Here is a 14,478-nt window from a genome sequence, read left to right as displayed (position 1 = left end):
CCGCATCCTCTGAGGGCGGACCCATCCGGGTCCGCCCTCAGCACGTCCCCGCCGAGGAGCCCGCATGAACCCCGCCACCGGTACCGACGCGTTGTTCGGGGTGGTGCAGGCCGCGCTCACCATCGGCAGCCTCATCCCGCTGCTGCTGGGGCTCGTGGCCCTCGTGCTCTTCCTCCGGACGCGGCGGGCTCTGCCGGGCGCGGACGCGGGTGCTGGGGCGGGCCCTGTCGCGGGCACTGCTGCCGGTGCCGGTGCGCGTTCGCGTGCTGGTGCTGTCACGGGCAGCCGCGGCGCGGATGACGTCGCCGCCCGTCAGCGCGCCCACGACCTCGCACGGGTGGCGCTGCTCGGCTCCGCGTTCGGGCTCGCGCTGCTGCTCGTCGGGCAGCTCGTGCTCGGGCTCGGCACCTCGATCGGGTTGGTGAACGCCTTCGCGGGCCCCCTGGTGCCGCTGAACATCGCGGCGCTGACCCTGACGGTCGTGTCCGCCGTGGCCTACGCCGCGTCCCCTTCGCCCGGCCGCTGACGCCCGGGCCACCCTCGCGTTCCCGGGGCTCAACGGTGGGCCGAAGACGCCCTCCGCGCGGCGCCGAACGGCACCTTCCGACCCCCCTCGCCAGCCCGCACCAGTCGGTGGGCAGAAGACGCCCTCCGCTCGGCCCCGCAGGGCGCTTTCCGACCACCGTGGCGGATCCACCGGGTGGGGCAGGGCGCCTGCGCCCGTGGCGACGCGGCGCACCCGACCACCGGACGAGGTCCAGCCCGACCCGTCGCCCGGTGCGGGTCGTCAGGCGTCGCCGAGGAGGGCGCGCAGTTCGGCGGCCGTGATGGTCAGCATCGAGCCGGCGGGGTTCACGACGATGCCCGCGTGCCCCTGGTCGAGCGCGACCTTCGCGACGGCGGCGAACCGCGTCGGGCTCGCGTCGGCCCCGGGGGCCCAGGCCCCGACCTCGGCGGGCGAGGTGAGCAGCACGGAGAGCGTGTCGCCCTCGTGCGTCGTCACCGTGGCGACGCCCATCGAGGTGATCTCGCCGGTCTCGTCGCGCTGGGCGACCGACGCGATGTAGAGCGACGGCGCGTCGCGGACCAGCCGGAGCATCTCGGGCCAAGCGATGCGCTTCTCGGCCATCGCCTGCTTCACGGCGTGGTTCTCGGAGGGGTCGGAGGTGAGGCCTCGCACGAGCTCGTCGGTGTAGCCGATCCACTGCGTCTCGGGCGAGCCCGGGTCGAGCACGAGACCGTCGTACTTCGACACGGCCATCGCCACGACGTGGGGCGCCGACTCGACGAGCGACACGGGCTCGCTGGTCTTGCGGTAGAAGCCGAGGCGCTCTCCGCTGGTGAAGGCGAGCAGCACCTTCTTGCCGGCGTTGTCGACCTGGTGGGCGATCGAGATCGTGTCGCCCTTCTGAGGTCCGCGCTTCGGGTCGGCCAGCGACGACGAGCCGATGTCGAGCAGCAGACTGCCCGCGGCGAGCTCCTTGACGACGGAGTACATCGTCTGGACGTTCTTGGTGGTGCTCCAGCCGGTGAGCGCCTCCTGGAGGGCGGTGTGCACGACGGGTGCGGCCTTGCGGTGCGGCGGGACGGGGGCGGCGGTCCGGGCCCCGGTCGGAACGGCCGCGGGGTCCGCGCTCGACGTGTTCGTCGGAGCGGCACGGGACACGGTGATGCGCGGCGCCTCGGTCGTCGAGGCTGCCGGACTCCCCGAGCCGGCGGAGGCCCCAGGGGTCGCGCGGGCCGCAGCCGCGTGCGTTCCGTCTACTGCGCCGTCCGGGTCGGCGCCTCCGGCGGCGGCCACCGTGGTGTCCGTCGCGGTCTCGTCGGTCGTCGTGTTCTTCTTGCGCGAGAAAAGCCCCATGAGTCGAGCCTAGGGCGAAGCCGAGGAGGCGCGGCGCGGGTCGTGAGCCCCGCCCGCCGGAGCGACGAGGTCGATGAATCGCGACAGCAGCCCCAGCCCGGCGATCGACGTCGGCATCGAGGCGGCGAGCGCCGGCGAGTGCACGAGGTACGCCGCCCACTGCGCGCGGGAGATGCCCACGTTGAGCCGGTTGGGCATGAGGAGGAAGTCGAGTCCGCGGGGGATGTCCGTGGCCGAGGACGCGGCCAGCGACAGGATCGAGACCACCGCCTCGCGCCCCTGGAAGAGGTCGACGGTGCCGACGGTCGTCGCGGGGAGCCCGGCTCGGTCGAGCGCCTCGCGGATGAGGGCGCCCTGCGCGTTGTAGGGCGCGACGACGATCACGTCGGCGGCGGTCAGGGCACGCGTGACGTCGCCATCGGTCCAGAGGCGACCGACGACGTCGGCCGCGAGGGCGACGACGCGCTCGGCCTCGTCCGCCGACGACGTCGTGTCGCCGTGGTGGACCACCGGCACGACGTGCAGCCCGGGCTCGATGCCCGCGAGGTGCCGGGCGGGGGCCCGCGACTCGAGGGCCCCGTCGTACGACAGCCGTGAGACGGGAGCGGTCAGGGCCGGATGCATGCGGTAGGTGCGCGACAGGAAGTAGCCGAGTCCGGCGGGGAGCACGTCGTGTCCGTCGGCGAGCCAGCCCAGAGCCGACTGGTCGACGGGCTCCGGGTGCGAGCCCTGACTCACCTGGGGCAGTTGCTGCGGATCGCCGAGCAGCAGCAGTCTCTGCGCCGCCACGGACGACGCGATGGTGGGTGCGAGCGAGAACTGGCCGGCCTCGTCGACGACGAGCAGGTCGAGCGAGCCCCGCGGCACGGTCTCGGCGTTCGCGAACGTCCAGGCCGTCCCGCCGACGACTCCCCCGGTCTCGCCCGGGCCGCTGAGGAATCCGCTCACCGCGCCGTTGTTCGCGAGCGGGGTCCAGGCGGCGGCCTCGAGCGCCTCGGGGCTCGTGCCCTTCTTGGGCACCTTGACGACCCGCTCGGGGTCGACGCCCTTGCCGACGACGGCCGCCAGGAAGTTCTCGACCACGGCGTGCGACTGCCCGACGACGCCGACGCGCCAGCCGTGGTGCCGCACGAGGCGGGCGACGACGGTCGAGCCGACGTACGTCTTGCCCGTGCCGGGCGGGCCCTGCACGGCGAGATACGACCGGTCGAGCCCGAGCAGTGTCTCGGTGACGGCGGTGACGGTGTCGTCGCCGGCGACGGGGTGCACGGGGCCGCGGGGCGGCACGCGGCGGAGCAGGTCGAGTGCGGCGTCGGGTGCGAACTCCGGCAGCGAGTCGAGCACGCTGCGGCCCCATTCCGAGATGGCCTCGGGCTGCGGTGCGGCCCGAGGAGGTGCGGCGGGGGTCAGCGCCACTGGGAACGCCTCGTGCGGCTCGGCCCCGGTCGGCACCGTCTCGGTCACGAGCAGCACCACGTCGTCGTCGCCCGTGTCGGCGTCGACGACGGTGACGCGCGCCGCCCATCCGCGCGAGCCGGGCCCCGCGCGGTTCACGGACGACGGCAGCGGGGTGTCGTACACGGCCATCGGCGTCGAGCCGAGGGGCGGGCGGCTGCCGGGCGCGAGGGAGCCGACCAGGCGGAGGTCACGCGAGAGCGTGCGCTTGCGCGGCAGCTTCTCCCAGTCGCGGACGACGTCGGCGTGCTCGACGACGACGACGTCGCGGGTGCCCGCCCACTCGTCGAGCGGACTCCGCAGTCGGTCGTAGTGCTCCTGCCAGAACGTCTTCGCCTCTCGACGGTGGTAGTCGATCGCCGCGGCCGCGAGGGCGAGGGCCGTCTGGTCGGGAGTGCGGTCGAGCGGGTCGACGTCGGCCAGCTGGGCACTGAGCTCGACGAAGACCGGGTCCGGCTCGGCGCGCACCCGCTCGTCGTCGACGAGGGCGATCGCGTCGTCGGTCGCGACGTCGTCGGGCAGCATCGTCAGCAGCCAGTCGCGCAGACGCAGCGTCGACCGGCAGTCGTATTCGTTGTAGTCGGCCACCTGGTCGAGGCGCGCCTGACCGGCGGGATCGCCGGCGCGCATCGCGGCCGCCGCCTCGACGTAGGCGCTGATGCTGTCGACGGCCGAGACGACGCCGTCGCCGTCGCGGTAGTCGGCGCCCATGTAGAGCGGCTCGAGCTTCTTGATCGAGTAGCTGCGCGACCCGACCAGCAGCGCAGCGCGGACGATCGGGTAGAGGTCGACGAGCACGTTCGCCCGCAGCAGCTCGTCGACGTCGTCCTCGCCGACGCCGTGTCGCGCGGCGAGCGAGAGCAGGTGGGTGCGCTCGTAGGAGGCGTAGTGGTAGATGTGCATGCCCGGGTGGGCGGCCCGGCGCTCTCGGATGAAGGCGAGGAACTCGACCAGGGCCCTGCGCTCCTCCCGGAGGTCGTGGGCCCAGAACGCCGTGAAGCGCGCCTCGGTGTCGACGAGTCCGAAGAGGTAGTCGAGCCCCCAGACGGAGCCGTCGCCCTCGGTGTGGAGCGGATCGCCCTCGAAGTCGAAGAACACGTCGCCCGCGTCGGGTGCCGGGATCGCCGACAGCGCCCCGGCGTCGACGACCATGACCCGGGGCGCCGCCGCCCCGGCGCTGTCGAGCTGGAGGCGCGCCTGCCCTCTCAGTCGCTCGAGAGCCGCGCCACCCACTCCGGCGACCCCGCCCGTGCTGCCTGCCAGCTCGTCGATGGTGGTGATGCCGGCCGCCTGCAGGGCCGTCCTCTGACCGAGCGTCAGCCCGGCGACCAGCACGAGGTCGCGGTGCTCGTCGACCTGCGCGGAGCACTGGCTGCAGCGGCCGCAGGCGACCACCCCGGGGGCGCCCCAGGCCAGAGGGGCGTCGGCGTGCAGTCGGCTGTCGACGACCGACCTCAGCCGGTCGCGCTGGGCGCGGTGGACCGGGGCGATGTCGGCGAGAGCGTGACTCGAGGTCGTGCCGTCGCCCAGCACGAGGTGCACGCGCGGCCCGACGCGGATGCCGCGGGCGGTGATCTGCTCGGCGTAGGCGGCGAGCTGCAGCAGCGCGGGGATCTTGGCGTGACGGGCGAGCTTGGTGTCGTAGACCTCGTAGGCGCCGTCGTCGGTGCGGAGGAGGAAGTCGGAGAAGCCGATGAACGACCCGTCGAAGAACGTCGCCTGATAGAGCACCGGCACGCCGTCGCGCATGGCCTGCTCGGCGGCCGCCGCGGCGGCCGGGTAGTCGGCGCGGTCGGGCCGTTCGAACTCGACGACGTGGTGGCTGGCTCGCAGCTGCTCGAGGAAGCGGATCTCGTGCTCGTCGCCGAGCCGCGCCGTGCGCTCGAGCATGGCGTCGGCCACCTCGGGCACCGCCGGGATGCGCCCGAGCTTCGCGTCGAGGCGGCGGAGGAACGCCCACTCGCACGCTGCCCACGTGCTGAGGTCGGACGGGCTCGTGACCACGGTGTCGTCGTCGAGGTAGATGGCGTCGCCTTTCGCTTCACGGTCCGCACGGACGTCGGCCCGTGCTCCACACGCTAACCCCGGCCCCCGACATCGATCAGCCGGGCGATCCGCCTCCCCCACCGGATCGGCACCCAGCGACGGCGACGCAGACGAGGGACCGAGCGGTCGGCCGCGCTACCCCTCGCTCGAGAGCACCCAGCCCAGCCACCCGGCGAGCGTCGCCGCGGCCGACACGCTCGACGACCGCTCGACGTCGGGGTTGTAGTTGGTGTTCGTGTTGACGTCGTACGGCACGACGCGTCCGTCGGCGGTCTCGATGAACTCGATGCCCGCCACCTCGATGCCCTGCTGGGCGACGAAGGACTCGAGTCGCTGGACGAGCGGGTGCGACGCCGTCACCGACGACCGGATGGCGAAGGGGGCGAACGCGGCGGGGTCGGCGCCGTCGGGCACGACGCACGCGTCGGCGGGGCACAGCTCGAAGCTGCCCGCCGAGGTGTCGACCCGGACGGCGTAGACGAAGCGCCCGCCGACGAACTCGACACGCGTGGTGAAGGGCTCCTCGGCCTGCAGGAACTCCTGCAGCAGCGTGATCCCGTCGACCGGCACCTCGAAGTCCGGTCCGTCGACGTAGGCGTCGAACGACTCGAGGTCGTCGAAGCGCCGCACGCCGAGACCCTTGCCGCCCTGATTGTGCTTGGTGATGAACGGCAGCTTCTGCTCGCGCGCCCGGGCCTTCAGGTCGGCGGTGCCGAACACGGCCGTCGTGGCGGGCACGTCGAAGCCGGCCTGAGCGAGCGCCAGGTACTGCGCGACCTTGCTCACCTCGAGCTCGACGACGCCGCTGCCGTTGATCGTGCGCCGCCCGTGGCGCTCGGCCCAGCGGAGCGTCGCGCGAGCGACCTCCTTGGCCGTCGCCCGACCTCGCGTGTGGGCGGACCCGCTGAGGCGCGACCAGAACACCCCGGCAGGAGGCTCGGCGGACAGATCGAACGAGCTCCCGTCGAGCAGGTGCTCGCGATGAGGCACACCCGCCGCGTCGAGGGCGGTGACGAGCGGAGGGAGCCACTCGGCGTTGTCGTGCAGGATGTGGACGACGGGCGTCGGGTCGGCGACGTCTGCGGGAGCGCTCATCCCCCGAGACTGCACCACGCGCCTCCGGCGATCCTGCAGATGTCGGCGCATGACGACGGGCACGCGCACCCGCCCGGCGAGCTGCCCGCGCGCGCTGCTCGCAGGGAGAGGCTCGACACGGACGACCCGACGCGAGCTACTCCGCCCAGGCCGCGCGCACCACCTCGCACAGGCGCTGATCGTCGGTCTCGAGCGCGGAGCAGTCGGCCACGGCCTCGTCGCCGACCGTCTCGACGGCGAGGTCGACCGGCTCCCGGACGTCGCGACGGAACGCGACGACGGTGCCGCGCGGCGCCGCCTGCACCGCGGCGACCACGTCGTCGAGCGACCCCTCGGTCACGGCGTCGCCCAGGGCGACGCTCAGCCCACCATCCGTGCTCGCGACGGTCACGCCCTCGATCCCGGGCGAGGCGGTGATCGCGTCCGCGACGGAGACGAGCCCGTCGAGGGTCGCGGGATCGCTCGAGAACGCGAGGCCGCGGGGATCCGACCGGTCGGCCGAGACGCGGACGACATCCAGACGCGACACGTCCGCCGACCCGCCGATGGCCCGCAGGGCGGGCACGACCTGATCGAGCCGCACCGTCCGCACCTCGACGGACCGGGCGCTGATGGCGGAGTAGGCCACCACGTCGGAGTCGACGGCGTCCACGACCGACTCGGCGCCGGACAGGTCGCCGTCCACCTCGCGCGACTCGTCCGGCGACGAGACGGTGCCGATGGTCGTGCCCGAGACGCCGGACGTCGCCGCGAGGGCGCTCGCGATCCGCTCGGCACGGCCGGACGCCTCGGCCACCTCGTCCGGGGGCTGCTGCCCCGTGACGGTCGGCTGCTTCAGGTCGACCCTGATGCCCTCCGGCAGCACGAGGACCCGCCCCGCACCGAGATCGTCGTCCCCGACCGCGGTGAGCAGCTCCGCCTGGTCGGCGGCGTCGAGGACGACGTCGGACGTCGCGGGGTCGTCGAGGGTCGAGGGGAACCCGCTGACGTTCTCGGTGATGAACCGTCGGGAGTCCGGGCTCCAGGCGGACACGTCGACCTCGGCCAGCTGCGGTTCCGCATTCCGGAGGGAGCGCGCCCGCTCCCACGCCGTGAGGACGTCCGACGACGCCGAAGGGACCACCGTGATCCCGAACCCCCGCCGGGGCGATTCCGAGTCGCTCGTCGTCGCACCGAACTCGTGCGTGCCGAGGGACGCCTCGGCGAAGACCGGGTCGTCGGCGACCCGGCCGGCGAGGTCGAGCTGCGCCGCCGTGTCGGCCTCGTCGGCGAGCACCTCGAACGTGACGGCGCCCCGCCGCACGTCGACGTACTGCCAGCCGAAGGCGTCGCCGACCTCGCGGGCCACGAACGGCCTGATCCGCTCGGCCACCGCGGCGAGGTCGTCGTCGCCGAGATCGCCCTCGACCACGACCGTCGCCTCGGCCGTGGCGCTGCCCAAGGGGTAGTCGATGCCGCCGGTCTCGATCTCGACGACACCGTCGACACCCTCCATCAGGGTCTCGAAGCGCTGGGTCAGGTCCGTGGAGTCGGCGCACCCGGCCCCGGCGAGGACGACCGCCGCGACGACGGCCCCCGCGACGCATCGTCTCAGACCGCTCCGCATCCGCTCAGTCTGACCCCGGAGCACCGTCGGCGCTTCCGTCGCAGGGCGGAACGCGCCAGTTGGTATCCTCGTCCGACGACTGCCGGAGGTCCGCTTGGTGAACGAATCGTCAGGGCCCGACGACGCCCTGAGCCGTGACGACGTGCGCGTCGCGCACGAGGACGACCCCACGTGGGCCCTGCTCCGCAGCTACAACAGCCGCTGGATGCTCCCGCTCTTCTCGCGCCATCTCGAGCACGCCGAGGGTCCCGTCTCGGCCGACTGGTTCCACCAGCAGGTCGCCCAGGCCCTCGAGCTGAACGCGCTCGATCAGACCGCGCCCGACCAGACCGCGCCAGACCGGAGCGCGCCAGTCCAGGCCGGAACCGAGGAGGCGCGGGTCGGCGGATCCGGGGCGACGGCCGCCCCCGAGACCCGCACCACCCCGGTCGACTACTGCCGGAGCTGGGTCGCCAGCCGGTGGCTGATCCGCACCCGCGCCTCCTCGACGGACGACGGCGGGGCACGCCACGGCGACGCCGGCCACGGCGGCTCGAGCAGCACGACGACCGGCACCTCCCCCGTGGCCGACGGCTGGGGCGCGTTCGGCGCCGCTCATCCGAGCGGCACGGCGGCGGGGTCGGCCCCGACGCGCGCCTCGAGCCCGCCCCCGCGCGGCGAGGCCCGCGCGCAGTACCGGCTCTCCCCCTCCGCGCTCAAGGCGCTGCGCATCGTCCGCGAGCTCGTGGAGCAGGACAACGCGGTGAGCGAGGCGCGACTCGGCAGCATCGCCCACGCCGTCGGGCAGCTCGCGGGTCTCGCGGACCCGAGCGTCGAGGCGCAGACGGCGCGGATCGACGAGCAGATCGCCGAGCTGCAGCGTCGCCGGGACCGCATCGAGCAGCACGGCACCGAGCCGGTCGGCCCCGACGTGCTGAAGCGCCAGGTGCGCGAGGTGGTGCGGCTGACCGCGTCGCTCCCCGAGGACTTCCGCCAGCTGAGCAGCATGGTCGAGCAGCGGCACCGCGAGGTGGCCCGCCGGGCGACCGTCGAGCACGTCGGCAAGGGCGCGCTCGTCGAGCAGTACCTGCGCGAGAACGACCTGCTCGAGCAGACCCCCGAGGGGCGCGCCTACCGGGGGTTCGCGCAGATGCTGTCGTCGCGCGAGATCGACGTCATGCGGGCCGACATCGAGCTGATCCTCGACCATCCGGCCGCCGGCGAGCATCTGACCGAGCGGCAGCGCACGCAGCTCGAGTCGCTGATCTCGTCGCTGCTCGCCGAGGAGCAGTCTGTGCAAGAGACGTACGGGCGCTGGACGTCGTCGCTCCGCCGGTTCCTCAGCCGGTCGTCGACGGAGCGGCACCAGCGTCTGCTCACCCTCGCCGACCGGGCCCTGCACGCCGGCGGCGTCTGGGCCGAACGCCGACCCGGCCCGGCCGTGCTGCCCGTCGACGTGCTCGGCCTCGGTGCGCTCGACGTCGTCGACATCAGCCAGGCGCAGCTGCACAGCGACCGCGGGCGGCCGACGGTCGACGTGCAGGTGCCCGAGGGCGACGCCATGCTGCCGGCGGCCGACCGGGCCGCGCTCCGCCTCTCGTCCGGCACGAGCACCGCGGCCGTCGCGGCGACCCTCGAGCGTCTGCTCGAGGCCGACGAGACCGTCACGAGCGCCGATCTGCACGAGGCGACCGACCCCGAGTTCCGCCGGCTCGGGCTCGTGCTCAGCATGCTCGACCTCGCCATCGACCAGGGCCTCGTCGACGAGAGCACCGAGACCGTCACGCTGACGAGCGCCGACGACGCAGGAGGCGCGGATCGCCGGGTCGTCCTCCCCCGCCTCGTCTTCCGGCGACCGCCCGCACGGGGCGACGACGCCCCCGACTCCGCCCCGCAGTCCGAGAGAGACCCCGCATGAGCCCCGACCAGTACGACGCGACCGACGCGGCCACGCCGACCCGCACCTCCTCGGGGGCGCAGGAGGTGACCGGGTCGGCGACGGCGGACGGCGTCGACGCCGCCACCGCCGGAGCGGCCCTCGACCGGGGCGGCGACGGGTCGCCGGATCGGCTGCGCGACGAGCTTCCGCTCGCCGGCCGCAAGGCGCTCGTGACGCTGCTGACGCATCGCTTCGTGTCGCGGTCCCGGCAGGGGGAGGCCTGGGCCGCCCTCGTCGCCTACGAGCCCGAGATCCGCGCGCGACTGGACGAGATGTTCCTCGTGCTGATCGTCGATCACGAGTACGAGGTCGCCTTCAAGCGGCAGAGCGGACAGGACGACGTGCCGATCCTGCTGCGTCGCGAGAAGCCGATGTCGCGCGACGCCTCGCTGCTGCTGGTGTTCCTCCGCCGGGAGCACGCCTTCAGCGACGCCCACGACGAGTCCGTCGTGGTGTCGCGCCACCAGATCGCGGAGTTCCTCGACCGGTACCACGACGACGCCTCGCACGACGAGATCCGCTCGATGCGGCGGGTCGACGCGGCCATCGCGGCCATGGTGACGCGCGACCTGCTCGAGCCGGAGCCCGACGACCCCGCGCTGTTCGTCGTCGCACCCGCGATCGTGCCTCTCGTGACGGCCGAGCAGCTCGCGCACCTCGAGAGGGTGTTCCTCGAGGCGGCCGGGGCCGATGCGCCCGTCGACGCCCCGCTCGGCGTCGAGGACGACGAGCCGTCGGACGACGAGGACTCCGACGACGGACGCCCCGACGACGGGCCACGTCTCGTCGCCGACCCCGCCGTCGGCGATTCCGGCGCCGACGAGGCGCCCGACGCCGCCGAGGCACCCGACGCCGACGAGGCCCCGCGCCCCGACCCGACCGCCGTCGCGCTCGACATCCCTCTCGACCCGGAAGCAGACCAGGCATGATCCCCGCCGACGCGACCCGCACCTCCCCGGCCTCCGGAACGGCCCCCGAGACGGCCCCCGAGTCGACCTCCGACGACGAGGCGACGCCCGATCTCGGCATGTTCCACTCGGGGCAGTACCGCATCCAGCAGGTGCAGCTGCTCAACTGGGGCAGCTACTCGGGGCTGCACCGCATGCCCGTCGGCCGCGGCGGCATCGCGATCCTCGGCCCCACCGGGCGCGGCAAGTCGACCGTGCTCGACGCCATGGCCGCCGTCATCATGCCGAACCCGCAGGAGTTCAACCGCGCCGCCCGCGACGACAGCCGCCAGCGCTCCGAGCGCACGGTCTACAGCTACGCGCGCGGCAAGACCGACGAGATCCGCGACGCCGCCTCCGACCGGACGACGACGCGGTTCCTCCGACCGCTCGGCGAGGCCTTCGCGAGCGGCGCCGCGATCACGTACGCGACCGAGCTCGGGCAGACCCTCACGGCCGTCCGTCTCGCCTGGATCGGCACCGACACCTCGAGTCAGGACGACGTGACGCAGGCCAGCGTCTACCTGCTCGTCCGCGGGCCCTTCGACCTCAGCCGACTGACCGAGGTCAAGCGCGACGCCAGCAGCTCGAGTCCGCTGACGAAGGGCTCCCTCGCGCGCCTCCTCGATCCCCTGCGCGACCTGGTCACCTCCTCGCAGCCCGAGTTCCGGGTGCGGCTCTGCGGCGAGCTCGGCATCGGCGGCAGCGACGAGTCGCAGCTGAAGGCGCTGACGCTGCTGCGTCGGGCGCAGGCCTCGAAGGGCGTCTTCTCGATCGACGAGCTGTTCAAGCAGTTCGTGCTGACGCAGCCGAAGGCCCTCTCCCGCTGGGAGACCACGCTCGGCACGTACCGCGAGGCCTCGGCTCTCTACGACGTCTTCGAGACGACGCGCAGGAAGCTCGCCGTGCTCGAGCCGGTGCCGGGCCTCGCCGACCGCTACGAGATCGCGGGCCACGATGCGACCGAGAAGCGCCGCCTGGTCGACGAGACCGACGGCCCGAGCCGGTTGCGCGTCTGGCTCGCCGAGAAGGTCGGGAGCTGGGTCAGCGGCGAGGTCGACCGGGTCACCGGCGACAAGCGCGCCCTGTCGGAGTCGAGGAGGCGCGCGGCCGCCGACGACACCGCCGCGTACCGTGCCCGTGAGCAGGCCCTGGCCCGCATCTCGGATCTCGGCGGCGACCCCTCCCAGTCGCTCCGCCAGCTCGTGGCCACCGCCGAGCGCGACCTCGCCGTTATCGAACGCGAGCGTCGGCGCTTCGCGACGGCGCTCGACGGCACGGGCGAGTCCGTGCCGACCAGCGAGAAGCAGCTCGTGGCCCTGCGGCAGCGTGCCGAGGTGATCGCGGCGGAGGACGCCGCCGCCCGCGCCGCGGCCGACGAGGTGCGCGGCGAGCTCGCCGCCCGCATCGGCGAGACGAAGCGCGCCCTGTCGGCCCGCGAGGCGCAGCGCCGCTCGTTCGAGCAGCGCGGTGGCAACGTCCCCGACGACGCGGCCGAGCGTCGACTGCGCATCGCCGAGGGCACCGGCATCCCGGTCGCGGGTCTGCCCTACGCCGGCGAGCTGTTCGAGGTCGCCGCGGCGCACGCCGACTGGAGCGTGGCGATCGAGCGGGTCGTCGGCGACCTGGCCACGCACCTCCTCGTCGACCGGTCGAGGTTCGACGCCGTCCGCCGCTTCGTCAACGACAACGACATGCGCGGCCGCATCACGCTCGTCCCCGCCTCGACCGGTGCCGAGCCCACGCGCGAGGCCGTCGCCCGGACCGTCCCCGCGATGCTGCAGTTCGACGAGCGGAGCCCGTTCGCCGGCTGGCTCGTCGACGAGATCGTGCGCGAGCGCAGCGTGCTGTGCGTCGAGGGTCCGGACGACCTCGACTCGCCCGTGCCCGCCGGTGCCCGCGGCGCGGTCACGCGGGCCGGCCTCCGGACGGGGTCGGGGGGCCGGGTCGTGAAGGACGACCGGCGATCACGGTCGTGGATCGGACTCGACAACAGCGCCCGGATCGCCGAGCTGACCGACGAGATCGCATCGCTCGAGCGCGACCTGACCGTCGCCCGCGCCGCATGGGACTCCGCCGAGGCCGAGTCGTCGGCACGCCGCCGCGTGCTCGACGCCGTGGCCCGGTCGACCGAGTTCTCGTGGACCGACATCGACACCGCGCCCGCGCAGGCCCGCCTGGACGACCTGCAGGGTCAGCTCGACCGGTTGTCCGACGAGCGCCCCGAGCTCGCGACGCTGCAGGCCGACGCCCGCCGCCACGACGACGAGCGGTCGGCCGCGACCCGCCGCCTCGCCGAGCTCGACCACGAGCTGGCCCGTCTCGACGCCGAGCACTCGACCCTCGTCGACATCGAGGACGCCTTCAGCGACGCCCTCGGCGGCGCCGACCCGCTCACCGACCACGAGCGCGCACTGCTCGCGCCCCTGCCCTTCGCCGCTCCGCGCGAGGTGGCCGACGTCGAGCGGTCGTACCGCGAGGCGCTTGGTCTGCTGCGTGGTCAGATCGACGGCCACGAGCGCGAGCGCACGCAGGCCGAGAACACCCTCGTGCTGATCTTCGAGCGGTACCTCGAGCTCGACCGGACGGCCGGCTTCGACGCGTCGATCGACAGCCTCGGCGCCGTCAGGGCCATCCACCGCACCCTCGTCGACGACGCCCTGCCGAGCGCGAAGCAGGACTGGCTCGCGAAGGCCGGCGCCGACATGGGCGACAGCCTCCGGGCCCTGCTCGTGCAGATCGAGGAGGACGGTCACGTCATCCGGCGCGGCGTCCGGCCCATCTCGCAGGCTCTGCGGTCGATCGAGTTCCGCGAGGGGTCGACGCTCGACATCGAGCCGCGGCCCGTGTCGAACGGCGACCTCGTCGAGTTCAAGCGGACCCTGCGCGAGCACATCGGCGACCGCGCGGAATCCCCGCGCGACCCGGCCGAGATCGAACGCCGGTTCGTCACCCTCCGGCGCGACCTGGCGCACCTCGAGGAGCGCTCGAAGATCGGCGACGCCTGGCGCCGCCGGGTGCTCGACGCGCGCGAGCACTACCAGTTCCGGGCGATCGAGACGCGGGTCGACGGCACGCAGATCGTTCACGAGGGGGTCGCCGGCAAGTCGGGCGGCGAGGGGCAGGAGCTCATCGCCTTCGTGCTCGGCGCGGCCCTGCGCTTCCGACTCGGCGACGGCACCGACCGGGTGCCGACCTACGCGCCGATCGTGCTCGACGAGGGCTTCGTGAAGGCCGACGACGAGTACACCGGGCGGTCGCTCGCGGCGCTGACGTCCCTGGGGTTCCAGCTCGTGGTCGGTGCGCCGCGCGACAAGGTGAACGCGTTCGAGAGGCACGTCGACAGCGTCGCGTACATCTCGAGCGATCCCGCGCGCCCCGAGCTGTCGCGCATCTACCCCCTGACCATCCGCCAGGCGATGGAGGTCGAGCGCCACGGGCTCGACCCCGCCGCCCTCAGCTGAGCGGAGGGTCCGACCGAGCCCGCGCCTCCTGCCCGGTGCCGCCCCCGACGGCGGCCCCTCAGGAGGCGCGGGTCGACCCCACCTGC

The 14,478-nt window shown here is 73.8% G+C and carries 8 protein-coding genes; 4 read left to right on the top strand and 4 right to left on the bottom strand.

Going from position 1 to position 14,478, the window contains the following annotated elements; genetic code table 11:
* The first annotated feature begins 64 nt into the window (after positions 1 to 64).
* Entirely contained in the window at positions 65 to 526 is a 462-nt protein-coding gene (locus ASF89_RS06705; protein ID WP_055813307.1) for a hypothetical protein, read from the top strand.
* 261 nt (positions 527 to 787) lie between these two features.
* Here the strand turns inward: ASF89_RS06705 and ASF89_RS06700 are convergent, their stop codons facing one another.
* The 4 genes from ASF89_RS06700 to ASF89_RS06685 form a co-directional block, all read right to left on the bottom strand.
* Entirely contained in the window at positions 788 to 1,861 is a 1,074-nt protein-coding gene (locus tag ASF89_RS06700; RefSeq protein ID WP_055813303.1) for an SseB family protein, read from the bottom strand.
* Positions 1,862 to 1,870: 9 nt separating this feature from the next.
* Positions 1,871 to 5,320 (bottom strand): TM0106 family RecB-like putative nuclease, encoded by a 3,450-nt coding sequence (locus ASF89_RS06695; RefSeq protein WP_235484018.1) that lies wholly within the window; start codon positions 5,318 to 5,320, stop codon positions 1,871 to 1,873.
* Between the two features lie 177 nt (positions 5,321 to 5,497).
* Entirely contained in the window at positions 5,498 to 6,457 is a 960-nt protein-coding gene (locus ASF89_RS06690) for a RimK family alpha-L-glutamate ligase (protein ID WP_055813299.1), read from the bottom strand.
* 136 nt (positions 6,458 to 6,593) lie between these two features.
* Entirely contained in the window at positions 6,594 to 8,063 is a 1,470-nt protein-coding gene (locus ASF89_RS06685; RefSeq protein WP_055813296.1) for a hypothetical protein, read from the bottom strand.
* Positions 8,064 to 8,160: 97 nt separating this feature from the next.
* On the opposite strand from ASF89_RS06685, the gene ASF89_RS06680 reads away from it, so the two are divergent.
* The 3 genes from ASF89_RS06680 to ASF89_RS06670 are packed head-to-tail and all read left to right on the top strand — an operon-like array spanning position 8,161 to position 14,392.
* Positions 8,161 to 9,960: a DUF3375 family protein gene (locus ASF89_RS06680; protein ID WP_055813293.1), complete on the top strand. Its 1,800-nt coding sequence runs from the start codon at positions 8,161 to 8,163 to the stop codon at positions 9,958 to 9,960.
* Positions 9,957 to 10,910, top strand: coding sequence for a DUF4194 domain-containing protein (locus ASF89_RS06675; RefSeq protein WP_055813290.1), 954 nt, complete (start codon positions 9,957 to 9,959; stop codon positions 10,908 to 10,910). The genes ASF89_RS06680 and ASF89_RS06675 overlap by 4 nt, the downstream gene beginning before the upstream one ends.
* Entirely contained in the window at positions 10,907 to 14,392 is a 3,486-nt protein-coding gene (locus tag ASF89_RS06670) for an ATP-binding protein (RefSeq protein WP_055813287.1), read from the top strand. Before ASF89_RS06675 ends, ASF89_RS06670 begins: the two co-directional genes overlap by 4 nt.
* The last annotated feature ends 86 nt before the right edge of the window (positions 14,393 to 14,478 follow it).

This window comes from Frigoribacterium sp. Leaf172, assembly GCF_001424285.1.
Lineage (GTDB): Bacteria > Actinomycetota > Actinomycetes > Actinomycetales > Microbacteriaceae > Frigoribacterium.
The sequence above is the reverse complement of the archived record's forward strand: the minus strand, read 5'-3'. Positions and strand labels throughout refer to the sequence as shown.